This is a genomic window from Paenibacillus sp. FSL H3-0302, assembly GCF_037982245.1.
Lineage (GTDB): Bacteria > Bacillota > Bacilli > Paenibacillales > Paenibacillaceae > Paenibacillus_AQ > Paenibacillus_AQ odorifer.
The window spans coordinates 1,206,127-1,230,321 of the sequence record NZ_CP150284.1; the positions used below are offsets into that span (position 1 = coordinate 1,206,127).

Annotated in this window: 31 protein-coding genes; 29 read left to right on the plus strand and 2 right to left on the minus strand. The window is 42.9% G+C overall.

Annotated features, from left to right (window positions below):
- The 28 genes from MHH50_RS05215 (at position 1) to MHH50_RS05350 (ending at position 19,726) form a co-directional block, all read left to right on the plus strand.
- The gene (locus tag MHH50_RS05215; RefSeq protein ID WP_340034034.1) at positions 1 to 375 is read left to right on the plus strand and encodes an ABC transporter ATP-binding protein; all 375 of its coding nucleotides are present in this window, start codon (positions 1 to 3) and stop codon (positions 373 to 375) included.
- Positions 372 to 776, plus strand: a complete 405-nt coding sequence (locus MHH50_RS05220; protein ID WP_076303920.1) for an HK97 gp10 family phage protein — start codon at positions 372 to 374, stop codon at positions 774 to 776. The genes MHH50_RS05215 and MHH50_RS05220 overlap by 4 nt, the downstream gene beginning before the upstream one ends.
- Positions 777 to 778: 2 nt before the next feature.
- Positions 779 to 1,201: a DUF6838 family protein gene (locus MHH50_RS05225; protein WP_340034035.1), complete on the plus strand. Its 423-nt coding sequence runs from the start codon at positions 779 to 781 to the stop codon at positions 1,199 to 1,201.
- The gene (locus tag MHH50_RS05230) at positions 1,198 to 1,392 is read left to right on the plus strand and encodes a hypothetical protein (RefSeq protein ID WP_340034036.1); all 195 of its coding nucleotides are present in this window, start codon (positions 1,198 to 1,200) and stop codon (positions 1,390 to 1,392) included. The genes MHH50_RS05225 and MHH50_RS05230 overlap by 4 nt, the downstream gene beginning before the upstream one ends.
- Positions 1,393 to 1,395: 3 nt before the next feature.
- Positions 1,396 to 2,712 (plus strand): phage tail sheath family protein, encoded by a 1,317-nt coding sequence (locus tag MHH50_RS05235; protein ID WP_340034037.1) that lies wholly within the window; start codon positions 1,396 to 1,398, stop codon positions 2,710 to 2,712.
- Between the two features lies 1 nt (position 2,713).
- The gene (locus MHH50_RS05240; protein WP_076104535.1) at positions 2,714 to 3,175 is read left to right on the plus strand and encodes a phage tail tube protein; all 462 of its coding nucleotides are present in this window, start codon (positions 2,714 to 2,716) and stop codon (positions 3,173 to 3,175) included.
- Between the two features lie 26 nt (positions 3,176 to 3,201).
- Complete coding sequence (locus tag MHH50_RS05245) at positions 3,202 to 3,624, plus strand: phage portal protein (RefSeq protein ID WP_340034038.1); 423 nt, start codon at positions 3,202 to 3,204, stop codon at positions 3,622 to 3,624.
- Positions 3,625 to 3,872: 248 nt separating this feature from the next.
- Positions 3,873 to 4,511: a hypothetical protein gene (locus MHH50_RS05250; RefSeq protein ID WP_339246898.1), complete on the plus strand. Its 639-nt coding sequence runs from the start codon at positions 3,873 to 3,875 to the stop codon at positions 4,509 to 4,511.
- 61 nt (positions 4,512 to 4,572) lie between these two features.
- Complete coding sequence (locus tag MHH50_RS05255; RefSeq protein WP_340034039.1) at positions 4,573 to 7,011, plus strand: tape measure protein; 2,439 nt, start codon at positions 4,573 to 4,575, stop codon at positions 7,009 to 7,011.
- The gene (locus MHH50_RS05260) at positions 7,011 to 7,706 is read left to right on the plus strand and encodes a LysM peptidoglycan-binding domain-containing protein (RefSeq protein WP_036684213.1); all 696 of its coding nucleotides are present in this window, start codon (positions 7,011 to 7,013) and stop codon (positions 7,704 to 7,706) included. The genes MHH50_RS05255 and MHH50_RS05260 overlap by 1 nt, the downstream gene beginning before the upstream one ends.
- 6 nt (positions 7,707 to 7,712) lie before the next feature.
- Positions 7,713 to 8,678 carry a hypothetical protein gene (locus tag MHH50_RS05265; protein ID WP_076144328.1) on the plus strand — a complete coding sequence of 322 codons (966 nt, stop codon included), beginning with the start codon at positions 7,713 to 7,715 and terminating at the stop codon, positions 8,676 to 8,678.
- A 2-nt stretch (positions 8,679 to 8,680) separates the two neighbouring features.
- On the plus strand, positions 8,681 to 8,974 hold the full coding sequence (locus MHH50_RS05270) for a DUF2577 domain-containing protein (protein ID WP_076138688.1): 294 nt from the start codon (positions 8,681 to 8,683) through the stop codon (positions 8,972 to 8,974).
- Positions 8,971 to 9,384, plus strand: coding sequence for a DUF2634 domain-containing protein (locus MHH50_RS05275; protein WP_340034040.1), 414 nt, complete (start codon positions 8,971 to 8,973; stop codon positions 9,382 to 9,384). The genes MHH50_RS05270 and MHH50_RS05275 overlap by 4 nt, the downstream gene beginning before the upstream one ends.
- A complete protein-coding gene (locus MHH50_RS05280) occupies positions 9,371 to 10,435 on the plus strand; it encodes a baseplate J/gp47 family protein (RefSeq protein WP_340034041.1) in 1,065 nt (354 codons plus the stop codon). The genes MHH50_RS05275 and MHH50_RS05280 overlap by 14 nt, the downstream gene beginning before the upstream one ends.
- A gap of 1 nt (position 10,436) precedes the next feature.
- Positions 10,437 to 10,850, plus strand: coding sequence for a phosphoglucomutase (locus MHH50_RS05285; RefSeq protein WP_076144332.1), 414 nt, complete (start codon positions 10,437 to 10,439; stop codon positions 10,848 to 10,850).
- Between the two features lies 1 nt (position 10,851).
- The gene (locus MHH50_RS05290) at positions 10,852 to 11,874 is read left to right on the plus strand and encodes a DUF2793 domain-containing protein (protein ID WP_076144333.1); all 1,023 of its coding nucleotides are present in this window, start codon (positions 10,852 to 10,854) and stop codon (positions 11,872 to 11,874) included.
- Between the two features lie 11 nt (positions 11,875 to 11,885).
- On the plus strand, positions 11,886 to 12,224 hold the full coding sequence (locus MHH50_RS05295) for a phage tail protein (RefSeq protein ID WP_340034042.1): 339 nt from the start codon (positions 11,886 to 11,888) through the stop codon (positions 12,222 to 12,224).
- A gap of 3 nt (positions 12,225 to 12,227) precedes the next feature.
- On the plus strand, positions 12,228 to 12,836 hold the full coding sequence (locus MHH50_RS05300) for a putative phage tail protein (protein WP_340034043.1): 609 nt from the start codon (positions 12,228 to 12,230) through the stop codon (positions 12,834 to 12,836).
- 11 nt (positions 12,837 to 12,847) lie between these two features.
- Positions 12,848 to 14,455 carry a hypothetical protein gene (locus MHH50_RS05305; protein ID WP_340034044.1) on the plus strand — a complete coding sequence of 536 codons (1,608 nt, stop codon included), beginning with the start codon at positions 12,848 to 12,850 and terminating at the stop codon, positions 14,453 to 14,455.
- Positions 14,456 to 14,469: 14 nt separating this feature from the next.
- Positions 14,470 to 14,955: an XkdW family protein gene (locus tag MHH50_RS05310; RefSeq protein WP_340034045.1), complete on the plus strand. Its 486-nt coding sequence runs from the start codon at positions 14,470 to 14,472 to the stop codon at positions 14,953 to 14,955.
- On the plus strand, positions 14,956 to 15,087 hold the full coding sequence (locus MHH50_RS05315; protein ID WP_076138696.1) for an XkdX family protein: 132 nt from the start codon (positions 14,956 to 14,958) through the stop codon (positions 15,085 to 15,087).
- 78 nt (positions 15,088 to 15,165) lie between these two features.
- Positions 15,166 to 15,567: a hypothetical protein gene (locus MHH50_RS05320; protein ID WP_036684183.1), complete on the plus strand. Its 402-nt coding sequence runs from the start codon at positions 15,166 to 15,168 to the stop codon at positions 15,565 to 15,567.
- Positions 15,567 to 16,424: a M15 family metallopeptidase gene (locus tag MHH50_RS05325; protein WP_340034046.1), complete on the plus strand. Its 858-nt coding sequence runs from the start codon at positions 15,567 to 15,569 to the stop codon at positions 16,422 to 16,424. The genes MHH50_RS05320 and MHH50_RS05325 overlap by 1 nt, the downstream gene beginning before the upstream one ends.
- A 3-nt stretch (positions 16,425 to 16,427) precedes the next feature.
- On the plus strand, positions 16,428 to 16,706 hold the full coding sequence (locus MHH50_RS05330) for a holin (RefSeq protein WP_340034047.1): 279 nt from the start codon (positions 16,428 to 16,430) through the stop codon (positions 16,704 to 16,706).
- A 385-nt stretch (positions 16,707 to 17,091) separates the two neighbouring features.
- Positions 17,092 to 18,165, plus strand: coding sequence for a S8 family serine peptidase (locus MHH50_RS05335; protein ID WP_340034048.1), 1,074 nt, complete (start codon positions 17,092 to 17,094; stop codon positions 18,163 to 18,165).
- Complete coding sequence (locus MHH50_RS05340; protein ID WP_340034049.1) at positions 18,143 to 18,325, plus strand: hypothetical protein; 183 nt, start codon at positions 18,143 to 18,145, stop codon at positions 18,323 to 18,325. Before MHH50_RS05335 ends, MHH50_RS05340 begins: the two co-directional genes overlap by 23 nt.
- Before the next feature lie 735 nt (positions 18,326 to 19,060).
- Positions 19,061 to 19,279 (plus strand): MarR family transcriptional regulator, encoded by a 219-nt coding sequence (locus tag MHH50_RS05345; protein ID WP_340034050.1) that lies wholly within the window; start codon positions 19,061 to 19,063, stop codon positions 19,277 to 19,279.
- Positions 19,280 to 19,390: 111 nt separating this feature from the next.
- On the plus strand, positions 19,391 to 19,726 hold the full coding sequence (locus MHH50_RS05350) for a YolD-like family protein (RefSeq protein WP_340034051.1): 336 nt from the start codon (positions 19,391 to 19,393) through the stop codon (positions 19,724 to 19,726).
- Positions 19,727 to 19,775: 49 nt separating this feature from the next.
- On the opposite strand, the gene MHH50_RS05355 is transcribed toward MHH50_RS05350, so the two are convergent.
- Together MHH50_RS05355 and MHH50_RS05360 are read right to left on the minus strand one after the other, a co-directional pair.
- Positions 19,776 to 19,982 carry a hypothetical protein gene (locus MHH50_RS05355; RefSeq protein WP_340034052.1) on the minus strand — a complete coding sequence of 69 codons (207 nt, stop codon included), beginning with the start codon at positions 19,980 to 19,982 and terminating at the stop codon, positions 19,776 to 19,778.
- Positions 19,983 to 20,295: 313 nt separating this feature from the next.
- On the minus strand, positions 20,296 to 21,273 hold the full coding sequence (locus MHH50_RS05360) for a tRNA-dihydrouridine synthase (RefSeq protein ID WP_076282076.1): 978 nt from the start codon (positions 21,271 to 21,273) through the stop codon (positions 20,296 to 20,298).
- A 264-nt stretch (positions 21,274 to 21,537) separates the two neighbouring features.
- Between MHH50_RS05360 and MHH50_RS05365 the strand changes: the two genes are divergently transcribed.
- A complete protein-coding gene (locus MHH50_RS05365; RefSeq protein WP_340034053.1) occupies positions 21,538 to 24,120 on the plus strand; it encodes an S-layer homology domain-containing protein in 2,583 nt (860 codons plus the stop codon).
- Positions 24,121 to 24,195 lie beyond the last annotated feature (75 nt).

The window sequence follows — 24,195 nt, forward strand, 5'->3', positions numbered from 1 at the left end:
ATGCCTCAATTCGGAAATATACCAGCGGAGCGTGCAGCCGTAGAGAGCACCTATGAAGGTCTATGTACTGTTTCGGAAATGAAGGATGTAAAAGATCCAGTAGCCGGTAAAACACGTCAGCAAACTATCATTGTCTTGGCTAATGAACCGTGTGGACTCTCTCAGTCATCCTTACCTGCTGCCACACAAACAGTGACAGCGGATCAGGTCAATTATGATGCTAAGCTGTTTATCTCTCCTGATGTAACTATCAAGCCAGGAAGCCGAATCACGGTTCAGCAGAACGGCATGGAGTTCAAAGGAGAACAGGCGGGTAAGGCATTCAGGTATGTTACTCATCAGGAGATTAAGCTAAAAGAGGTCCTGAACGCATGAGTATGGGTAAGTTTGACTTCAAGGACGTTAAGAAGCTTCAGAAGAACCTTCAACGGATGCAAAATGAGTTTCCACAGTTTATGGAGGAATGTATTCGCGAACTTGCCGGGAGGTTGCTAGCTAAAACCGTAGCACGTACCCCGGTCAAAACGGGAGACTTACGGCGAGGCTGGCAAATTGGTGATGTGGTTCGACTCCCAGGAGGCGGAGTACACGTTGAGATTGTCAACAATGTAGAATATGCCCTCTATGTAGAGTACGGCCATGTTACCAGACTGCGGACAGGTTGGGTTAACGGTAAATTCATGCTGACACTGTCCGAGCAGGAACTTAAGAGAGAGTTACCAGGGATCATGGAGCGGAAGCTGAAAAAATATATGGAGAAGCATATGGGGCGGTGAGTATGCAGGATATAAAAAACGCACTCATAAAAAAGCTATCGTTATTTACTCCGGAGTATCCGGTTTATGACGAAGCAGTGGAGCAGGGCATGCAGCAGCCATGCTTTTTTGTGCTGTTATTGGAAAGTAGTCAGGTCCGAGGGGTTAACCGGCGCTATCAGCGTTTCAATCCCTTTGACGTTCATTACTTCCCGCAACAGGAATTAGCGGCTCCCCGAGAAGAATGCGAGCTAATATCTGAACAATTGTATTCCGAGTTGGAATATGTAACTGGGCATGATGGGCTCTACCGGGGAACAGGTATGAGGCATGAAATAGTGGATGGAGTATTGCATTTCTTCGTTGAGTACAATGTTCACCTGATCCGGGATAAAGCACCGGATATTAAAATGCAGACTATGAAGCAAGGAGGCGGTATTAAGTGAGTGAGAAAAGCATTAAGACAGCTGAGACACCGATTGAGGGGTCATTTACCAAAGAGCAGTTCTTAGCTTCTGCTAAGTATTCATATCAAGACAAAGACATCTTATCGGCGCTACTGGAGCCAGAGAAACTGTATACAGCTTTTGAGGCGCAACAAGTGATCGATGATTTTAAGAATAAGGAGGCTGAGTAGATTATGGCCGGTGGAACATGGACCACTCAAAATAAAGTAAGACCCGGTGTATATGTTAACGTGGAAACGTCTGGCGGGGCATTGGGTACGGTTGGCAGCAGGGGAATAACCTCTTTAGCGCTAACTCTCCCATGGGGAGCGGCTAAGGTCATCACACCGATTATAGCTGGTGAGGATACATTCAAAGCGCTTGGCTATGACATTACAGCTCCAGAGCTGTTGTTGGTGCGTGAGGCGCTTAAAAGAGCTCGGACAGTGTTGCTGTACAAACTCAATGACGGAACAAAGTCAACTGTCACAGTTGGGACCTTGGTAGCTACAGCAAGATATGGTGGCATTCGAGGTAATGCGCTGAAGGTTGTCGTACAAACCAACATTGATGATAGTAGCAAGTTTGATGTAAAAACACTGCTGGATAACGCAGTAGTGGACACACAGGTAGTCGCTAATATTGCGGGGCTCATCCCGAATGACTGGATTGTATGGAGCGGGACCGGCACACTAACAGCGAATGCAGGAGCTCCTTTGATTGGTGGAGCAAACGGCACTGTGACTAATGCGGATCATACTGCATATCTAGCTGCACTAGAACTGTACGATTTCCAGACAGTGGCACTGACATCCACGGACAATGTGCTCAAAGCTGTCTATGCTGCCTTTGTACGGCGCTTGAGAGAGTCAGAGGGTAAAAAGGTACAGGCAGCACTTGAGAACTACCCTGTAGCCGATTTTGAAGGTGTAATCAGCGTCAAGAATGGTGTTGTTCTTTCAGATGGGACAACAATAACAGCAGCGCAGGCCACTGCTTGGGTAGGCGGTGCTTCGGCAGCAGCTGAGATGAACGAGTCTTTGACTTATTCGGCATATGACGATGCTGTAGATGTGGCGCCACGCTACACTAATACACAGATTGAAGCAGCTCTGAAAGCCGGAGAATTTGTCTTTACCCCTTCCGTTAATCGGGCTGTGATAGAACAGGATATTAATACTTTCCTCTCTTACACTCCAAAGAAGGGAAAACAACTTCAAAAAAACCGTGTGCTCCGTGTGTTGGATGGTATTGCGAATGATCTGAAGCGTATCTTTGAATCATTTTACATCGGTAAGGTATCAAATAATGTTGATGGTCGAGCTCTGTTTCGTAAAGAGGCAGTTATCTATTTGGATAGCTTGCAGGGGATTGATGCCATTCAAAATTTTGATGCTCAGACGGATATCACTGTATCTCCTGGCAATGATTCAGATGCTATATATGTCGAAGTTAATATCCAGCCAGTAGACAGTATCGAAAAAGTATATATGAAAGTGCAGGTGAGATAAAATGGGTTTCTTAAAGGCTAGCGAAACAATCAGTGGACAAGAGGGACGAGCCTACGCCACAATCAACGGTCAGGTGGAGGAAATGTTCTACATCAAGACTCTTGAAGCCTCTGTTGAAAAAGAAAAGGCTGAGGTGAAGACGTTGGGCCGCCGCGGCACGCAACATAAAACTACTGGATGGTCCGGTACCGGTAGTATGACGATCTACTATATGACTAGTCGGTTCCGTCAGTTGATGATCGATTATATCAAAACGGGTAGAGATACCAACTTTGATATTACGGTAACTAATGAAGATCCGGGATCTACCATTGGGTCTCAAACAATTACTCTACTAGGTGTGAACCTTGATAGTGTAGTTATGGTATCGCTGGATACAGAATCTGATGCACTAGAAGAGGATATCGATTTTACCTTTGAGGATATTGATATGGGTCAAGCATTTAACCCACCAGCCAATTAAAATAAATTTCAGGAGGAATTAATATTATGAGCGATTTCACAGCATTCTACGCACAAAACGCAGCGGTGGAGACTACAGAGGATTTCGTGGTCTCCCCTAGATTTAAAGATAAAGATGGAAAGGCGATTCCTTGGAAGCTACGTAGTATCACTGAAGAAGAAAATAAAGAACTTCGTAAGGCTGCCACGAAGCGAACCAAAGGTAAATACGGACAATTTACATCTGAAATGGATGCTAATGAATACATGGCAAAAATGGTGGTGGCTTCTGTATCTTATCCGGATCTCAAAAATGCAGAAATTCAAAAATCCTATGGAGTACTTGGTTCAGAAGTTCTGTTACGCAAAATGCTGCTTCCTGGCGAATTCTCAGCCCTCAGCGAACGGGTACAGACACTAAACGGTTTTGATCAAGATATCAATGAGCAGATAGAAGAAGTAAAAAACTAATAGAGGAGGGTGACGGTGAGGCTAACTTAGCTTACTACGCCCTCCATGAGCTTCACATTTTACCGCATGACCTTATGGCGATGGGACAGAGGGAACGTGCCGCTATATATGCTATGATCTCTCTTCGGGTGGATAAGGAAAAGAAATAAGCGTCTAAGGCCAGTTCTAAAGGACGTAAAAAGTAATAGACCGTTCATTGCCTGTTTGGTATATTGTTAGTAAATATTACCTCTGGGAGTGGAATTTATATGAAAGGCTTACGCAATGTTTTAGCGGTGCTTTGTTTCATAGTCTCTATATTCTTCTTGACATTCACTATATTTTTGTTTGTTAAGCCTGATGTAAATGGAGGGACAATTGGCGTAATATTTACTTTAATTTTCTTTGCTTTAGGTTATTTCCTTAGAGTTAAACCACATAACCATTTAGACTCAAACGATGATAAAAATGAGTTTTTAGTAACAAGTGCATTGGATCATGTTGAAGGATTGCCATTAGGTGAGGGAACATTGTGCAACCTATCTGTAACACAAGATAAACTGGTGATAGATGGGGGTGGCACTGACTTTAACATTAACAACTCTCAGATAAGGGCTGTAGAAGTAAAAACGGATACGGAAATTGCAAATATAGTCCATAGTAGTGCAACTAAAGGAATCGCTGGAGGGTTGTTGTTTGGCCCAATCGGTTTAATTGTCGGATCAAGAGCGACGAACAAAGAAAAAAGAACTAACACGCACTATCTTATAATTAACTATACGAATTCTAACGGCGAGATGGCCGCGCTCATGTTTGATGGAGGTCATACAGCAGCATCGGCACAAAAAATAACACATAAACTTAGACCAATAATAACGAACAATCCAAAGCAATCAGTTCAATTGTAGTTAACGAAGCACTCCACGCTGGAGTGCTTTTTTTATATTGTGTAGAAAGGAGGAAGCCAAATTGCCAAGCATTGCAGCGAGTCTTGCATTAAATGATGTCTTTAGTCAGCGCTTGAATCAGGTTAACGCTTCTTTAGCAGCGACTATTCAGTTAATGGCACGATTGCAATCTCAAATGCAGAATCCAATGGTATTAAGAATCAGCGCTTTTGATGTGATCAGTAATTTAGATATGATTAAACAGCAGATTTCAGCTCTAGGAACAGGTAGCCTGATACGAATAAACATTAATACTACAGAAATATTACAGCAATTAGCAGTAATCAGGCAGCGGTTAGGCGGTGAAGAATCGTTAATTAAAATAAAAATCAATACCGCTGATATTTCCTCGCAAATTGCAATTATAAAAAGACAGATTGAATCTGAATTAAGTAGTGTCGTTGCGCAGATTCGAATTGAGCTACCTCGGTCTTTGGAGGCTATGTTTACAAATCTCCAACGCTTGGTGTCTCAACTCATTAGATCAACGCGACAATTAAGAACACGCAGTGCAGACGCAGGTGAATTGCAAAGAGCTCTAGAACGTATCGCTAGGTTAGAACGGCAAATTGCCGACCTACAGTCTAGGGTGAACGGACAAATTAATAATGCAACGAAAAACACATCTAATTGGTTAAGTAGCCTCAAAAATGTAGTCGCAGCTTATCTATCTATTGCTGCAGCTAAAAAACTTTTGGAAACATCAGATGATGTGGCGTTGACTAACGCTAGATTAGCAATGGTTAATGATGGCCTTCGAACACAGCTAGAGTTACAACGTCAGGTAATGGACGCGGCGAATGATACTCGGGCAAACTACCAAGCTACAGCGGATATGGTCACTAAACTCGCTATGAGTACTCAGGGTATTTTTAAAACAGATGACGATATTATTAAATTCACGAAGAGCTTCAACAAAGCTTTGGTAATCTCAGGTGCAGGAGCCCAAGAAACGACTGCCTCTATATTGCAAATGGGGCAAGCGCTCGGGAGTGGGGTTTTACAAGGGGATGAATTGAGGTCCCTTAGTGAAAATGCTCCAGCGGTGATGAGCCTATTAGCGGAGGGGCTAGGTGTAGCACGCGGGGAACTTAAAGCAATGGGAGCTGATGGTAAACTAACATCTGCGATGATTGTTAAAGCTTTTGAAAAGCAAAGCGGAAAAATCGATAAGATGTTTAGTCAAATGCCTATGACTTTTGGTTCGGCAATGACAATTATGAAGAATAAAGTAGCTGAGTGGATTGGAACAATCAACGGGGCAGAAGGTCCTCTTAGTAGGATTACTAAGATGCTACAGGATCTAACTGCATGGTTAAGTACGAGTGACGGAGAACAATTTTTGAGTGGTTTAAGCGAAGGCATCACCACAACTGTCGATATTGTTGTTTCGTTAGGAGATGCTGCTGCACAGGTGTATAGCTATATTACTACGAATTGGACAACTATTGAGCCAATTGTTTGGGGGATTGCAGCGGCATTAACGGCGTGGAAACTCGCATCTATGGCTGTTGGATCTGCCTCTATATTTGCTTCAATTGGAACAGGAATAATGACAGCGGCAGTATTTCTTCAAACAGCTGCTACAGGTGGTTTGGCTCTCGCATGGCGAGGTTTAAACGCAGCTATGAAAGCCAATATATTTATTTTAGTTGCTACTATTCTGGCAGGTTTGATTATGTGGCTAATAAAACTATGGAATACAAATGATGCGTTTGCAGCCGGATTTCTTAGGGTTTGGAATGGAATAATGAATTTCTTCAATCAGGTACCAATTTTCTTCACAAGTATAGGGTACGCAATAGCGGATGCATTCGGATGGGCTAAAACCAAGTCCTTAACTTTTATGGAGGATTTGGCAAATGGCGCTATTGATCGAATTAATGATTTGATTAATACATTGAATAAACTACCCTTTGTTGAACTTGAGACCATTAGCCACATAGAATTAGCTGCTGGAAAAGCCGCTGAAGAAGAAGCTGCGAAGCAACAGAGGGCAGCAAACTTAGCTGCAATGGAGAATAGTGCAGCAACAAAGGCTAAAGAACGTGAGGCTAAAGTCCAAAAAATGTTAGATGAACGTGCAACGAAACGTGAATCTGAAGCAGCTGTTGAGAACGCTAAAAATGCAAAATCAGGAAAAGATGATAAGGTTGCTGGAATGGGGTTTTCTGCTGCTGGTGGTGCCGCAGCTGCTGCAGCTCCAAAAACTGATAAGTTAAAAAAAGTCGATAAGGTCGGCAAAGTAGAGAAGCCGATTGATATCTCTAAAGAAGACCTGAAGATTATGCGCGATGTCGCGGAAATGAAGAACATTCAAAACTTTGTGACATTGACACCGACTATTCAGGTCAAGACAGGACCAGTAACCAATGAGGCTAATGTCGATTCCATCGTTAAGAAGATCGGCAATATACTTACTGAAGAGGTGGCAAGTACAGCCAAGGGGGTATACTCCTAATGAACAACGGCTATAGCATTGAATTAAGTTTCAACAACCGCGCAATATGGTTTGAAATCCCCGTCCTTCCGGAAGAAATAGAGATCGGCGGGGAAGGTGACGGAGAGACTTATGATATAACGGATCTTGGTGAAATTAATGTAATCAAGGCCGCTAAGTTGAAAGAGATTAGCTTTAGTAGTTTTTTTCCAGCTATCGCAGTAGGTGGTACCGTACCAAGCTATGTATCATCAAAAAACTGGGGGCAACCCGCGGACTACATCCAATTAATTGAAACCTGGATGAACAAGCGCAAGCCGATCCGGTTTATTTTTACGTCAACGGGTCTAAAAATAAATATTGCTGCCAGTATCGAAGAATTTAATTATAAAGAGGTTGCTGGGAGCCCGGGCGATTTTGAATATGAAATCAGCCTGAAGGAGTATGTATTTTACGCTGCTAAAAAGGTGACGTTGAAGACAAATACAACACCAGCTGGTACAACCACCACCACTAAGAAAGAGCCAGCGAAACGCGCAGATGAACGTACCAAGTCTAAAACGGTTACCATCAAATCCGGGGACACCTTGATGAAGATAGCTAAAAGAGAACTCGGTGACGGTAGCCGGTGGAAAGAGATTCAGAAGTTAAACGGCTTAACAGACGCGCAGCTGAAGACACTCAAAATCGGCTCTGTTCTGAAGCTACCGGGGTGATGATACATGGAGTTATTGATCGATAATAAAAATGGCACCGTCTGGGATGTTTCCAGCATCGTTACTGATATATCTTGGAAGACGATCCGTATAGGTAAGGCGGCATCCTTAGAATTCACCCTTGTAGACCATGGCCCATGGCAAGATAAAAAATTCCAACTGAATAATGGTGATGTGGTTAGGTACACAGATGAGGGACATAAGGTTTTCTATGGATATATTTTCAGTATTGAAACTGGTAAGACGGAAGAAATAAGCATCCTTGCTTATGATCAGATCCGGTATCTGATGAATAGCGGAACTTATGTATTTACGAAACAGACAGCAACTCAGGTAGTTCAAAAGATCGCTCAAGACATGCAGCTCAAGACCGGAACGCTGGAAGATACAAAATACATTATTCCTTCCCAGATCCGCGACGATAAAACGTTTATCGATATGATCTGCATGGCGTTAGATGAGACCCTGATTAACTACGGGACCAACTTCGTATTCTTTGACGATTTTGGGAGCTTGACGATACGTAATGCTTCTAATATGCGCTTTCCTTTTGTGGTGGGTGATGATTCACTCATGACGGATTATTCTTACAGCCGAAACATTGACGATGAGACATATAATCAAATTGTATTGTACAGAGACAACAAGGAGACTGGTAAGCGGGAAACTTACGTTACCAAGGATAGCGCCAGCATTGCTAAGTGGGGACTGCTACAACTCTACGAGTCAGTAGATGAGAATCTGAATCAGGCTCAAATTACCGAGCAACTAACTCAGCAACTGTTCATGAAGAATAGAGAGAAGCGGACGCTTAGTATAGAGGCCCTTGGAGATTACCGGATGCGTGCAGGATGCTACGTTAATTTATATATCAACGTAATGAACATAAATAAATTCTTCCTAGTCGATGAATGTACTCATAAGAAAGAAGGCGGAGTACATACCATGGACTTAGAGCTAAGGTTGGTGTGATCATGATAGATGCGATAAAACGCGCTGCCACTGAAGCGGTGAATGCTGCTGGTCCAGTTCTGGTACAGCTAGGAATTGTAGAAAAAATTAATCCTCTTGTAGTGTTGGTCGATAATCGGCTTTCACTTACGGAGGATTTTTTAATTGTTCCGGAAACCTTATCTGAACAGAAAATAACAATAGGAATCCAAGAATACGTAATTCGTAAGCCGTTAGCTACTGGAGATAAACTTTTACTTATCCGCATGCAGGGCGGTCAACGCTACGTAATCATGGATAGGGTGGTGAGTGTTTGATACCACAGAGCGATAACGTGCTGCTGAATGAGGATATGGAGGATACACCCCAACCAAGTCTTACTTATAAATTAGACCTTGTAAATGGACGTATAGGATCCGTGGTAGTGGATGGATTGGATGCCGTAAAACAGGCAGTTATAAAAATACTCTCGACAATCCGATTTGAAAACTTGATTTACAGTGACAATTACGGTAGTGAGGCAGATGTTGGAGCGGTGCGGGGTCGGGCGGTGTTTGAAACCGAAGTGGAACGCTGGACTAGGGAAGCGTTACTTCAGGATGATCGTATCGTTTCGGTAACTAAATTTAGATTTAACTATGATGGCGATGCGGTCCTCGTCTTGTTTGACGTAGAGAGTGATTACGGAAATTATACAGACCGATTGGAGGTGAATGGCGGTGTATGAAGATCAAACGTTTGAAACGATCTTAGAACGGATGCTAGACCGGGTACCAGATGGGCTGGACAAGCGAGAAGGTAGCATTATTTATGATGCTATGGCTCCAGCAGCAATGGAATTAGCTCAGATGTATGTCGAGTTGGATATCAACGCAAATTTAATATTTGCTGATACAGCTAGTGGTGATTATCTGGATCGATCGATTGCGTGGTCTGGTGTTACCCGCAAGAAGGCAACAAAAGCCCAACTAAGAGGGCTTTTTTATAATGCTTCTAACACCTTAATGGATATTCCAGTTGGTAGTCGCTTCGCTATTGGTGCAATCAACTATAAAGTAATCTCTCGACTCTCATTAGGGGAGTATCGGCTTGAGGCAGAGGTTGAAGGAGTTACGGGTAATCAGCACTTCGGAGCCTTAATTCCTATCGATTTTATTAATAATCTAGCAAGGGCTGAATTGACGGAGTTACTTATCCCTGGGACTGATAGAGAGACAGATGATGCATTACGGCAGCGGTACCTTGATTCTGCCAGACGTCCAGCAACCAGCGGGAATAAATATCATTATATTGAATGGGCTCTTGAAGTTTCCGGAGTGGGCGGCGCTCGTGTATTCCCATTATGGTCAGGTCCGAAGACCGTAAAAGTTGTCATTGTAAATACAGAAGGTGCCCCAGCCTCAAGCGTTCTTGTGAATCAAGTACAAGACTATATTGATCCAGCTGCTGGGAAAGGTGAGGGACAAGCGCCTATTGGGGCAGTAGTCACAGTTACTTCAGCAATCGGTAAGACGATCAATATATCAGCCAAGGTAACTTTAGCGCCTGGTTATAGCTTGCAGGGTGTAAAGAATTCCTTCTTGGAGCGATTGGAAACTTGGCGTAAGTCAGCGTCTTTTGTATCTACTTATGTAAGTCAGGCCGTAATTGGATCAATCCTTTTAGGGACTGACGGTGTTATTGATTATCTTGGGTTGCTACTTAATGGAGCTGCTGGGAACATTGTTCTTGCAGAAGAAGAGGTGCCATTGATCGGTATTGTGGAATTGGGGGTGTAACATGGCCTATCCGAGTAAAGTTGATGTATTTCAGGAGAAGTTGAATAAAAACCCAACGGGAAACAACTATGTCATCGAGGAACGGATAACACTTGTAGCAGGCGTTTATGAAGGGTTACTTAATCACGATAATATCAATAACGCTACTGTCCAAGTCTATAGTGGTAGTAAATTGACGGGTGATAAATTGACAAACTGGACGTTAACCATTCCGAGTGATACACCATGGCGCAGGTTAATTAAGATATTTAGTGGAGCTGCTGAAGTTTACGTAACCTATGAAACACCAGGGGACACGGTAGAGGCTGACGATATTAATGTGCTACAAAAGTCTGTAACAGCCACACAAACAGAGGTAGAGCGGTATAAATCGAGTGGACTTATAGACGGTGGTTCATTTACGAGAGGGGTATAAGATGGCACAGACGATACAAATAAAACGTGGTACTAAAGCTCAACTTAGCACGTATGGTGCATTGCTTGTTGGCGAAATGGGCTTTTGTACAGATACGAAAGAAATATATATCGGAGACGGTACAACAAACTCAATGGTTGGGCGAGCTTTGTCAGGTGCAGAGGCTTCTCGTCCGGTGGCCGCATCTGTTGGACGTTTGTTTTACGTAACGAGTGGGGCAAATAGTGGATATCTTTATTTTGATGATGGGACCACTTGGAGGCGAGTGAACGCCCAAGCACTCAGTGATTTAACAGGGTCGCTTGATAATATAGCGGATGGCGCTACTTATGCAAAGATATTAAAGGCTGATGTTAGTGCAGGACATATCAATAAGGTGTCAGATGGCACAAATACTAAAACTGCAGCTGAGATTAAAAGCCATATTGACGATGCAGCTAAACACCGAGTCATTAATGATTCTGGTACAGCCATTACCGATATCTGGTCTGCACAAAAAATCAAAAATGAAATTGAATTAGCAAAACATAATATCGAACCACAAGCATCAGTAAAAGATCAACATTTATTAGCACCACCAGCAAGCCCAGCAGAAGCGGATCGTTATATCATTCCAGCATCAGCGACTGGGGTATGGGCAGGTAAGACAAACCAAATAGCAGAGTATCAGTCTGGAGTCTGGGCTTATTATTCCCCTGCTGTCGGTTGGACTGCTTACGTTGATGATGAACAAAAGATCTACAGCTGGAATGGAACGGCATGGGTTAGGACTGGTGGTGCCCTACAGACGATTACAGCAGGTAACGGTCTTACTGGTGGTGGTCAATCAGATACCGTTACATTGACGGTAGGAGCTGGAAACGGGATTGTTGTAGATTCTACTACGGTAGCTGCTAAGCCAGGTAAAGGCATTGTTGTTAACGCGACCGGGATCGAGGCTAATATTGATGCTTCTAGTATCGTCTATGACGCGACCAATGGGAATAAACTTACGGTCGCTACGATCGATGGGGGCACGTTCTAGGAGGCGAGGCAATGGCTAGAAAAGTAATGATCCAGATCCGACGAGGTTTGGAAAGTGCCATCGGAACACTAGCTATCGGTGAACTTGGCTATTGTACTGATACAAGCAAACTCTATATTGGTACAGCAAATGGCAATGTCTTGCTGGTGGCTGCTCAAAGCTCAGGAGATATGCTTAAAAGTATCTATGATACTAACAATGACGGGAAAGTGGATTATGCAGCCAACGCTGATACAGTCCTTTGGTCCGGTGTAGCTGGGAAACCAGCAACGTATCCACCTTCAACACATATGCACTCCGAATATATGAGTAAGGGTCCCGTAACATGGAATCAATTAAAGGGGGTGTGATGTTTGAGCTATGGAGAATCTTTATATAGCACTCTTCTTTTCACGGCTAATGAATTAGAGGATATAGACGATGTAAATACGGTTGATCTTATGAAATACCTACCGGCATATTACAAGGGTGTTCAAGAAATAGAAGAACTGCAGCAATCATTAGGCATTGAAATATATGGCTTAACTACGAGGGTTCAAGAGGTGCTAGATCAGGCATATGTTGAAACTGCAACATGGAGCCTTGCGCGTTGGGAGGCTGAACTTGGATTAAGCTCGGATCCATCAAAGTCTTATGTCAGTAGACGTGAAATGGTCAAAGCTAAAAGACGAGGCACAGGCACAACGACACCTGAAATGATTCAACGAACAGCATCGGCTTTTGCTGGTGGGGAAGTATCGGTAGAAGAAGTTCCAGGGGAATATCGATTTATCGTCCGATTCATAGGCATTCTAGGCATTCCACCGAATATGGCTGGGCTAATTCAGATACTGGATGAAATCAAGCCGGCACACTTGGCCTATGAGTTTGCTTATACGTACACATATTGGGATTCGCTTAAAGCTATAACTTGGAATAATGCCAACGCTGGAACGTGGAACGACTTAAGAACTTTTGGATAGGAGAGTGACACATGCAAACCACAGGGAATTTGGGCTTAAAGAAGCCCGAGGGGACAGATATCGTTGATATTGCCGATTTGAACGGAAATATGGATATCTTAGATACGAATGTTAATAACAAGGTTGATAAGGTCACAGGTAAACAGTTATCTACCAATGATTACACAGCAGCTGAGAAAACAAAGCTGGCGGGTATCGCAACAGGAGCAACGAACTATACTCACCCGGCAACTCACCCACCATCTATAATCGCGCAAGATGCAAGTAATCGATTTGTAACTGATGCTGAAAAGGCAGCATGGAATGGAAAAGCACCGAATACTCTTGTTTCAGCAGCACCGCAAAGTGACGGGTTGATGCGGGCAACTGACAAAATAAAGCTCGATGGAATCGCCACAGGAGCAAATAACTATGTTCATCCAGCAAATCATCCAGCAACTATGATTACTGAGGATGCTACTCATAGATTTGCGACTGACACAGAAAAGTCTAACTGGAACGGTAAACCCAATTTAGATACTACACCGCAACAAACAACAGCAGACATTACCTACTATGTCCGTACAGATGGTAGTGATAGTAATAATGGTCTTGCCAATACAGCAGCAGGGGCTTTTAAGACGATTACAAAGGCTATTAGTTTTATTCCACAAATTGTAAATCACGCTGTTACTGTTAACGTCGCGGCGGGAACATATTCGGAGGTTATAAGTCTTAGCGGTTATTCCGGTGGTGGATCTATAACAATACAGGGTGATACCGTGGCATCTTCATCCCGCACCATACAAGCAATTGCAATTATTAACAACAGCTTACGCACTGCGCTGAATGGTCTTAATTGTAATGCTTCAAATACAAACGGAGTATCTATATCGAAATCCGTTTATGTTGAAATTTCCTATTGTAATCTGATAGCATCGGCTCCGACCGCATCGGGGGTAGATGCTTCGGCATCAACCGTTAGAGTAAAAGGTTGTGTGATATCCAACAAAGGTCAAGCTATTTTATCTGCTGATGGATCGCGAATTCATAGTGATTCCAACTCTGGCTCTGGAAATACTTATGCGTTGTATGTCTATCAAGGTGCTGGATTAATTACACAAAGCGGTACACAACCATCATCAACAAATGGCAATGGCACTGCAACTGGCTTGGTGCTGTCAAGTGGTGTTCTTAACCCATGGGGAGATAATACAACCGGATCACGTACTGGAATAGCGGTTGCGAGTGTAACTGCAAGTGTCCCATCTGAGGTTTTCACAAAACTAATATTTACTAGCAAATTTTATGATTACCTAAACGAGTATAATTTAGCCACTGGCGTTTTTACGCCAAAAAGTAATGGTCTATATTCAATTACAGCCACTGTTACCCTAACTGGTGTGGTTGATACTAGTAATGCACAACTCGTAGTATACAAAGGTGGAGCTAGTGACCAATGCATTGCCCGTGAAAGTATGGGTTTTTCGCATGACTGCACACTATGCGGCTCAACTATAACCGACTTGGGGGCAGGTCAGACTATAGAATTGTATCTCCTTCATACCAACGGGAAAAATATAGACATTATTAGTGGTGACGGACGCTACACACAGATTAGAATAGTACGAGTTTCATAAGGGGGGATTAAGAGATGAATATAGCACTAGCAATCAAGTATCTATATCCGGATGCTGACCTAATGCGAGATTTTATCGTACAAAACAACGGACCTGAGCCTGTATTACGTCCGGGGGCAGAAGTAAAAGGGCGTGTTCTATATGAGATCAAGCTGCCGGAAAAAGGAGAGCAGCCCGTTGAGGGAGTACATTACCGTTACGGCATCGACTATAATCTGCTTACCGAAGGCGAGGATTTCGACCTGGTTGAGAGAGGTCCATATATTGCAGCGTGGAACCTAGACAAACCCCAACCGACTGAAGCCGAACTTCAAGCAGCTTGGACAGCCTACCAGGAAGCCGAAGCTAATAATCCGCCCGAGTTGACGGAAACTGAGCAACTACGCGCTGATAACGCAGCTTTATTACTGGAGCTTGTGCAGACTCAGGCAAGGCAAGATCAAGCGGAGCAGGACCAAGCAGCCATACTTTTAAGTCTCGTGGAAGGAGGTGTGCTATAAATGAACTGGTACGCACTGGTTAAGCGATACTTTGACGCAGGGTTGTATACGGGAGAGCAGGTACAGGTATTTGTCACAGCAAAAAAAATCACTGCCGAACAAGCTACAGAGATTACAACCAACGCCGAATAGCAGGCGTTTTTATTTTGCCCTCGGATCTGATCTGGGGGCTATTTATATTGATCAATAGATAGAGAGGGGAGTTGTTTTATGTCAATTGGGGGAGTCAATCCAGGAGGAGGGACCGGAGGTGTAGCCTTGGAGAATCGTATGGATGATGTTGAAAATCGTTTGTCCGGAATGTCCGACGAGTTGATGCGCTTTGGCGCAGAACATGCCACATTTAGCACTGAACTGCGATTGCTAAAAGAGAAGCAGTCTAGACATGAGGAAGATGTAAAACAAATCAAAGAATCCACAATCGAAATGAAGATCCAATTCAACGAGATTATGCGGCGGTGGGACACATTGGATTCTCGTGTGTTTCAGTTATTACAACAATCGCAAACGGATAGTAAGAGCGAACGGAAAGTGTTTATCGATCTACTTAAATACGTTCTGGCCGGTACTATCTTCGCTATTATTGCTTTTTTATTTAAAGGAGGGGCGTAATGTTAACCTTAGATCAAGTGAAAAGTAAATCATCTACGAGATTGATAGGGTTGCATCCGGTTGTATTAGCTGCTGCAACAGTTTTAATTGAACGCTGTTACGCTCGGGGAGTGCCTATTGTTATTACTCAAGGATTACGAACTATTGCGGAACAAGACGCTCTCTACGCACAAGGGCGTACAAAACCCGGATCTATCGTGACCAATGCAAAGGGCGGGTATAGTTACCACAATTTTGGTTTGGCTGTTGATTTTGCTTTGCTGCTGCCTAATGGGTCTAGTGTTTCATGGGATATGAACCGAGACTACAACGGAAACAACATCAAAGACTGGATTGAAGTGGTGGAAGAGGCCAAGAAGCTCGGATTTGAGTGGGGAGGCGACTGGACAACATTTAAGGATTATCCTCATTTCCAAATGGTCTTTGGCTTAACACTCACTCAGCTGCGAGCAGGTAGCAAGCCATCTGAAACGGTTATGGCAAAAGCATCAGCTATTATAGAACGATTAAAAGGGGAGGTAGATGAAGACATGAGTAGAATAGCGGATCTGGAAGAACAAGTGAAGGAACTAACGAAAGTCGTAACGGGGTTGACTAATAGCAAGGATGTACTTAAAGAACAGTCTCTCAAACAGGCTGTGGATATTAAGGAACTGAGCACTATATTGCTGGAGTTGACGAATACCAAGCCCCCTGTATGGTCCCAGGAAGCTTTACAGGCGTTTGCGTGTACGCCATCAGTCTTCAATGGCAAGCCTGTTATTGATGCACCGGGATCAGCGACATATGCCGAGGCGAGGTTGATTACAATTCTGTACCGGCTTGGGCTGGCAGCACAACAAAAGGGGGACAAGTAAAGTATGGACAATCAAAACCTAACTAATGTATTGGCGTTCGCCTCGGTGATCGCCGTTTTTGTGTTGGCAGGCGTACAGTTCGTGAAGACTACAGTTAGTGTACCTAAAAACATATTGCCCTTGATTGGATTAGTTATCGGCCTGTTGATCGGCGCAGCTGCTTATCCTTTTACAGAGTTGGATTTGACTCTACGGCTATGGGCGGGTGGTCTTGCGGGGCTATCAGCTACAGGATTGTTTGAGTTAGCGTTTAGTAAAAGGGATGGGACTACAAAAGAATAAAGAAATCAGCCCACTAGCTTCGGCTGGTGGGAATTTTACTGTTCTATTCCTGTCTTACCGCTTGAGACAACAAACTATTTCCTTTATCAGATGGGCGATCTATATGTTACTCTTTTTCATATACAATTTAGTTTGATGCTTTTCCCAAGACGGCATCAGGTAGTTTCGTTACAATTTATTATAGTTTTCTTTTGTAATACCCTAGTTTCCTAGTTTGCTAAGGAAATCTTTTTGAAGGTAAGGAAAATTTTTTTTGAAAATAAAGGAGAATGAGAACTCAGTGTCGAAAGCTATGTTTAATTTCATAAATTAAATATAGCTAGTACTACAGGGCTGAAATGCTGCCATGTAGTACTTTTCTATATATACATAAGGAGTGGAATTTATGGAAAACAATACATACATATTGAAAACTTCGAAAGAAGATCTAAGCAAGGTAATGAAAGAAATTGAACGTAAGGGTGGGAAAGTTGAATATAAATCCCCAATACTTCCGATAATAGGTTTTAATGCGAATGAATCTTTAGTTGGAGATTTACAAAGTGATTATAAAATTGAATACATAATGGAAGCCGATGAAGAGGGGGTACTTTTAGAAGAAGGGTCATTAACTTCTCATTTTACTCCACTCCAGATTATGCCTAAGGTAGATCATGTTAAAACAAGAAATGCAGGATGTACTGGTTGGGGAGTGACGGTTGCTGTTCTGGATTCAGGTACTACAATGGATTTCGTCAAAGAAAAGTATGACTTTACTGGTTTCGGTAGTGACCCTGTAGTTAACCATGGTGACATTGTGGTTAATATAATAAAAAGATTTGCCAGAGGGAGCAATATTGTAAGTTGTAAAGTTGCGCAATATTTTAATGGGATTCAGCTCCTTCAGGTATTATCAGGGGTGGATTTTGCAGTGAATAATATAAAGGCAGACATCATTAATCTTTCATTAGGTTTTAAGCCAAAAAAACCTTGCTTAGGTAACAATTGTGCCATTTGCGATATCATAAATGCATATTCACAACAAAATGGAGTTTTGTTCGTTGTTGCTGCTGGTAACGATGGTGAAGAAGGAAGTATCAGATGTCCTGGAAATGCACAAGAGAGCATCACAGTTGGATCAATATCTCAATCTCCAAAAGCGGTTGCGGACTACAGTAGTAAGGCAACCCCCGGAATAAAAAAGCCTAATATTTTGACAGCAGGTTCCATATACTATAACGGAGAATATAGTGAAGGAACCTCTTATTCAACTCCCATTGTCACAGGAGTGTTAGCTGCAGTTAAATCGAGAAAACCTCTTTCATCGTCACAGATGAAAGATTTACTATACTCAACCGCTGATGACATTGATCAACCATTCCACCATCAAGGCTTTGGATTAATGAATTTGGATAGAATTATGGAGGTGATTTCTGATGGTGAAAATAATAGTCAGATTGAAGGACAAGGAGAAAGTTGAAACCCTGAGACGTTATGGGGATATTGTGTATATTTCACCGATTTTGAATATCGCTGGAGTTGAAGTCAAAAAATCTGATGTTATATTCCAGTTAGAACGTGATCCCAATATAATAAGTGCAGAATTCGAAGACGAGGGAAGCCTGTTAGTTAGTCGATAAGAAGAAGAATGCTCCCAAATATTTTTCTTGGGGGTTTTTTATTTGTAGTAAATACACTAATAAGTTGGAGCTTTATACCACACATTCGTTCAACTCATGAACTAGGGCGGAATAGTAAATTCGTTGCACAGTTCATGCAAAAATAGTCTGATTTTAGAGCATACATAAAATAGTACTCCAATTTAAAACATAGGAGTGATCATATTGAGCAATATATACAAAGTCCTAAAGACAGACTCTGAATTTCTAACGGCTGCTTTGTCAAAGTCTCAAGTGGATATTCTTGAACGTCGCGGTGATCTGGCCAACTGCATAATTGATTGTGAAGGTCCAGTCCAGAAATGGAGTCCAGTGAGCGTTAAGATTGCTGATGCTTATTACATGAGAAATGAGTTTGAGTTTAGGATGGTTTTGGCATAATCATGTATAACAAATACCCCATCAACCTTAAATTTAGTTGATGGATTTTTTTTACATTGATTTACGAACGTGTGTTTGTATATAATACAAACAAATGTTCTTATTTTAGAGGTGAACGCACATGAAAATGAGAATCAGCCAAAACGTAGAAATTGTTTATATGGATAAAGTGGGTAAAATCACTCAGCGTAAGATAGAAGTCTTGGGGATCCGTAACGGCTTAGTACGAGCAATCGACCTGCAATCAGGCGCACCGCGAGCGTTCCGAGAATCCAAAATATTGGCGTGGCAGCCAGTAAGGAAAGGTATGATAGCATGAAGACATTAACTCCACGACAATATGCTGCGCTACAAGCGATCATCAAACTTTCGGAAGCTCAAGGGTACCCTCCAACTGTACGGGAGATCATGAAGGAAATCGGGTTGACATCAAGCTCAACAGCACAAGGATTACTTGAAAGATTGATAGCAAAGGGATATATCCAACGCCATGGGCGTACGCCTCGGTCATTAATGGTAATCCGTCATGCTTGAGGATATACTGCGTAAACGGCTGTTATAATAACTCATTATCATCGATAAGTTTGGTAGGCTCTAGGAATGCTGAACTGGTACCGAGCAAAGAGGGATTAGGAGGTAATCTGTATGCGAAAGAAATTAGAAGGTAATGGTCTATGGGAGAGTAGCCGTATGATGCTACCAGAACATGCGATTAGAATCATCCAGGATGAACACGAGCAATTACGGAAAGTGAAACCAGAGATTGATCCTCAGGAGTGGGAACTGATTGACCTGGCGTTGTATCATTCCATGGAGGATCATGCACCTGTAAATCTTGAACTGTTCGACCCCTTTAATGAAAGAATTGCGAAAGGGATTGTTATGCAGGTGGACCGGCAGCTGAAGCGAATCAAACTGCGCTGGTCTGACGAGGATTGGGATTGGATCGAAATGTCGGAGATTATAGCGGTAACTACATAGCACATTGTGAAGCCCTGCTCGCCATTACGGCAGCAGGGCTTTTGTGCGCTTATATCTCGAATTCTTCCCATCCTGGTTTAAGTGTATCTTCAGGTACAGGTTCTAAATGTACTGGTAGTTCGCTGATAAGTAAAGGCTCGCCAATATCGAGCAGAACTGTTTGTGTTCCTTTCGCTAACACGATGCCAATCTTGCTAGAGTGAAAACCGGCTATGATACGGACGCGCAGGCCAGGAGTAATGTTATCTATGTTCATGTGATCTCCTCTGTTTTAGAGCAACGCAAATCCAATTGCCCATAATTTGCCCATAAAAGTATGTTTAGTAATGCGCGTATTACATATATAGCGCTATTCATTAAGTTGAAATTAGCCGTTATATCGCTGTATTCACGTAATGCGCAATTACTATGTTGATGGGCGGCATGATGTAAGAAAATCATTATCGAAGCAATTCGATGATGATTTTCCTTGAGAGGAAACACCATTTGACCACATAGTACAAAAATGAGAGACCTTTCATAAGTTCATTGAACTTTTGAGAGGTCTCTCATTTTTTTGTGGGTATAATTTAATCTAAATCTTGCTCTAAAACAGTTTTTACTAAACGACGTACTTCATCAGTTGATCTTGTATCCATTAATTGGTTTCTTAGTTCGCCTGCACCTCTAAATCCACGAACATAGATTTTGAAAAAGCGAAGAAGTGGTTTAAATAAACGTGGCTCAAGTTCATTTGAATATTTATCGTGAAGATCCAGCTGTAAAAGAAGTAAATTGAGAAAATCCTTCGCGCTGTGTTCTTTAGGTTCTTTTTCAAAGGCAAATGGATTGGTGAAAATGCCGCGGCCAATCATGACTCCATCAACGCCGTATTGTTCTACTAATTTTAATCCTGTTGCGCGGTCAGGAATATCTCCATTAATAGTTAACAACGTATTTGGAGCAATTTCATCGCGTAATTTTTTTATTTCAGGGATTAGTTCCCAGTGTGCCTCTACTTTACTCATCTCTTTTTTTGTACGAAGGTGAATGGAAAGGTTCGCAATATCTTGTTTCAATATATGTCCTAGCCAGTCGCGCCACTCGTCAATATCAGAGTATCCTAATCTTGTTTTAACACTAACCGGCAATCCACCTGCTTTTGCTGCTTGAATAATTTCTGCTGCAACTTCAGGATGTTTTATTAATCCAGCACCTTTTCCATTCGATGCGACGTTTTGTGCTGGGCACCCCATGTTTAAATCGATACCACGAAAACCAAGTTTTTTCATATCAATGCTCATCTGTTCAAAAAATACGGGTTTATCACCCCAAATATGAGCGACAATCGGTTGCTCATCTTCTGTGAACGTTAATCGACCACGTACACTGTCTTTTCCTACAGGGTGACAATAGCTTTCTGTATTTGTGAATTCTGTAAAAAATACGTCGGGTTTCGCAGCTTCACTAACGACGTGCCGAAATACAACATCTGTGACATCTTCCATGGGCGCTAATATAAAAAACGGCTTCGGTAAATCAAGCCAAAAGTTTTGTTCGTTACTCATATTATCTCCTCTTGTTGTAATATATAAAAACGATATAAGGATAGCAAAGTCTTATACCCATCATACATAGTATCATTTTTTTTCGTTTGATGCACAGAATCAATGATATGAGAATGTTCATCCACGGCTATTTGTTTATAATCTGTTTATTGATACTTGTTATAATCCTGTAGATGAAAAGTTTGTAATATAAAGTCGAATCGTGTTAACGAATCGATTATAGACAAACGACATAACGCATCCAAAGAACAGGGGGATAAGCAAGTGAACAAAAAGCAATGGATAAGCTCTATATTGGCTGCTGCTGTATTATCAAGCCCTATCATTATGCCGACCAAAGGATCGGCAGCGGCTTCCTTTATTGATATTGATGGCTCATATGCAAAGAAAGCGATTGTTGAGCTATTCGATCAGGGGATAGTGACCGGTGTCGGAGAGAGTAAGTTCTATCCTACGTCGAATATTACAAGGCAGGATTTTGCAATTATTTTAGCAAAGACATTAAAGCTGGATGTTTCAAACCCTCCTGCACTGCCAACCTTTCTGGACGTTCCCACAAGCAACTACGCATACAGCTATGTAGAGGCAGCTGTCAAAGCCGGATTGATTAAGGGTACAGGCAGTAATCTTTTCGGTACGGGGCAAAATTTATCACGTCAGGATATGGTCGTCATGTTCGTGAGAGCATTGGGGGTCAATCCTACGGGTAAAGCTGGAACTTTGCAATTTGCTGATAGTAGCCAAATTGCTGATTATTCCAAAGATTTTATAGCTGCTGCTGTGGAATATGGATTGATTACCGGATATAATAATTTTTTTAATCCTGATGCCAAAGTAGATCGTCAGGCCGTAGCTCTAGTAGCCTCTAAGTTTCTGAAGTTTAAGGAGAACGGAAACACTGAGCAGCCCGCCTCCATCCCAACTGCTCAACCGAGTAAAGAGCCGGTAACAGTGCCTACTCCTGTTGTTGGAGGGTCTTCCTCTTCGCAAAGTGAGCATAGCAGCAATTCAGATACAAATGCACCTATGGTTGAAAGTACCAAGTTCGAGGCGATCGATAACTACAACGGGACACAAGATCAGCTTCGCGGGTTAGCGGGAGCCATTGGCAAGCAAGGAGCAGCGGTACAAGCCTACCTGTGGACGGATGCGAATGAGAACGGTGAAGTAGATGCCGATGAGTTAGGAACAGCCATCGCATTAGGCACCAGCGAAGCAGACGGATCTGTGAGTGCGGCCAATATTGGGGATCTGAACGCAGGAACGTATCGTTTCGTGATTACCGCTAAGGATTCATCCAATAATGAATCAGCGAAGAACGCTGCACATGCGGTTACGGTGACCTTAAGCAAGAACGAAGTTCCGGATACGAGTGCACCAGTAGTGGACGCAACTAAGTTCGAAGCGATCGACAACTACAACGGGACACAAGATCAGCTTGGCGGGTTAGCGGGAGCCATCGGCGAGCAAGGAGCAGCAGTACAAGCCTACCTGTGGACGGATGCGAATGAGAACGGTGAAGTAGATGCCGATGAGTTAGGAACAGCCATCGCATTAGGCACCAGTGAAGCAGACGGATCTGTGAGTGCGGCCGATATTGGGGATCTGAACGCAGGAACGTATCGTTTCGTGATTACCGCTAAGGATTCATCCAATAATGAATCAGCGAAGAACGCTGCCCATGCGGTTACGGTGACCTTAAGCAAGAACGAAGTTCCGGATACGAGTGCACCGGTAGTGGACGCAGCCAAGTTCGAGGCGATCGACAACTACAACGGGACACAAGATCAGCTTCGCGGGTTAGCGGGAGCCATCGGCGAGCAAGGAGCAGCAGTACAAGCCTACCTGTGGACGGATGCGAATGAGAACGGTGAAGTAGATGCCGACGAATTAGGAACCGCCATCGCATTAGGCACTAGTGCAGCAGACGGATCTGTGAGTGCGGCCAATATTGGGGATCTGAACGCAGGAACGTATCGTTTCGTGATTACCGCTAAGGATTCATCCAATAATGAATCAGCGAAGAACGCTGCCCATGCGGTTACGGTGACCTTAAGCAAAAACGAAGTTCCGGATACGACTGCACCGGTAGTGGACGCAGCCAAGTTCGAGGCGATCGACAACTACAACGGGACACAAGATCAGCTTCGCGGGTTAGCGGGAGCCATTGGCGAGCAAGGAGCAGCGGTACAAGCCTACCTGTGGACGGATGCGAATGAGAACGGTGAAGTAGATACTGACGAGTTAGGAACAGCCATCGCATTAGGCACCAGCGAAGCAGACGGAGCTGTGAGTGCGGCCAATATTGGGGATCTGACCGTAGGAACGTATCGTTTCGTGATTACCGCTAAGGATTCATCTAATAATGAATCAGCGAAGAATGCTGTACATGCGGTTACGATTGAGCTTGTTAATGGTATTCTGACCACACCTACGGTTACTAGCTCTATATATGGCTTTGACGGAGGTGGCGGTTCAAAAACAAAACAACTGATAACGGGTTCTACACAATCGCGCATTCGCTTCGACTTTTTCTCCGGAGAAAGCTTTACGAATGCTGAAATTCAGGTAACGCTGGAAGGCATTACCTTTACCACAAACGACTATTATACCATTAGTGGATGGACACATCCGACGAGTGATCAAATTAGCAATAATGGGCATACGTTAACTTTCACAGGAAGTAACATAGGTGTTTCGGATATCGCTTTTGAACTTCATAATAAAGTGATGCCGGCACCCGGGACCTATCTCATTAAGTTCAAAGCAGATGCGGATGGACCTGGAACAGCCAGATCTTATTCCGAGGAACAAGTCATTACCTTAATTATTTTGCCACCGGCTTAAACTAGAAGCTTCTCATGAGTTCTTTGAACTTGTGGGAAGCTTCTTTTTTATGAAAAATAGGATTGCTCAATATAG

Coding starts and splice junctions, on each gene's coding strand:
- MHH50_RS05280 (WP_340034041.1), top strand. CDS start 9,371: ATGGCGGTGTATGAAGATCAAACGTTTGAAACGATCTTAGAACGGATG.
- MHH50_RS05220 (WP_076303920.1), top strand. CDS start 372: ATGAGTATGGGTAAGTTTGACTTCAAGGACGTTAAGAAGCTTCAGAAG.
- MHH50_RS05305 (WP_340034044.1), top strand. CDS start 12,848: ATGCAAACCACAGGGAATTTGGGCTTAAAGAAGCCCGAGGGGACAGAT.
- MHH50_RS05285 (WP_076144332.1), top strand. CDS start 10,437: ATGGCCTATCCGAGTAAAGTTGATGTATTTCAGGAGAAGTTGAATAAA.
- MHH50_RS05345 (WP_340034050.1), top strand. CDS start 19,061: ATGAAGACATTAACTCCACGACAATATGCTGCGCTACAAGCGATCATC.
- MHH50_RS05325 (WP_340034046.1), top strand. CDS start 15,567: ATGTTAACCTTAGATCAAGTGAAAAGTAAATCATCTACGAGATTGATA.
- MHH50_RS05350 (WP_340034051.1), top strand. CDS start 19,391: ATGCGAAAGAAATTAGAAGGTAATGGTCTATGGGAGAGTAGCCGTATG.
- MHH50_RS05360 (WP_076282076.1), bottom strand. CDS start 21,273: ATGAGTAACGAACAAAACTTTTGGCTTGATTTACCGAAGCCGTTTTTT.
- MHH50_RS05330 (WP_340034047.1), top strand. CDS start 16,428: ATGGACAATCAAAACCTAACTAATGTATTGGCGTTCGCCTCGGTGATC.
- MHH50_RS05260 (WP_036684213.1), top strand. CDS start 7,011: ATGAACAACGGCTATAGCATTGAATTAAGTTTCAACAACCGCGCAATA.
- MHH50_RS05245 (WP_340034038.1), top strand. CDS start 3,202: ATGAGCGATTTCACAGCATTCTACGCACAAAACGCAGCGGTGGAGACT.
- MHH50_RS05265 (WP_076144328.1), top strand. CDS start 7,713: ATGGAGTTATTGATCGATAATAAAAATGGCACCGTCTGGGATGTTTCC.
- MHH50_RS05225 (WP_340034035.1), top strand. CDS start 779: ATGCAGGATATAAAAAACGCACTCATAAAAAAGCTATCGTTATTTACT.
- MHH50_RS05215 (WP_340034034.1), top strand. CDS start 1: ATGCCTCAATTCGGAAATATACCAGCGGAGCGTGCAGCCGTAGAGAGC.
- MHH50_RS05355 (WP_340034052.1), bottom strand. CDS start 19,982: ATGAACATAGATAACATTACTCCTGGCCTGCGCGTCCGTATCATAGCC.
- MHH50_RS05240 (WP_076104535.1), top strand. CDS start 2,714: ATGGGTTTCTTAAAGGCTAGCGAAACAATCAGTGGACAAGAGGGACGA.
- MHH50_RS05290 (WP_076144333.1), top strand. CDS start 10,852: ATGGCACAGACGATACAAATAAAACGTGGTACTAAAGCTCAACTTAGC.
- MHH50_RS05320 (WP_036684183.1), top strand. CDS start 15,166: ATGTCAATTGGGGGAGTCAATCCAGGAGGAGGGACCGGAGGTGTAGCC.
- MHH50_RS05270 (WP_076138688.1), top strand. CDS start 8,681: ATGATAGATGCGATAAAACGCGCTGCCACTGAAGCGGTGAATGCTGCT.
- MHH50_RS05250 (WP_339246898.1), top strand. CDS start 3,873: ATGAAAGGCTTACGCAATGTTTTAGCGGTGCTTTGTTTCATAGTCTCT.
- MHH50_RS05310 (WP_340034045.1), top strand. CDS start 14,470: ATGAATATAGCACTAGCAATCAAGTATCTATATCCGGATGCTGACCTA.
- MHH50_RS05295 (WP_340034042.1), top strand. CDS start 11,886: ATGGCTAGAAAAGTAATGATCCAGATCCGACGAGGTTTGGAAAGTGCC.
- MHH50_RS05335 (WP_340034048.1), top strand. CDS start 17,092: ATGGAAAACAATACATACATATTGAAAACTTCGAAAGAAGATCTAAGC.
- MHH50_RS05315 (WP_076138696.1), top strand. CDS start 14,956: ATGAACTGGTACGCACTGGTTAAGCGATACTTTGACGCAGGGTTGTAT.
- MHH50_RS05235 (WP_340034037.1), top strand. CDS start 1,396: ATGGCCGGTGGAACATGGACCACTCAAAATAAAGTAAGACCCGGTGTA.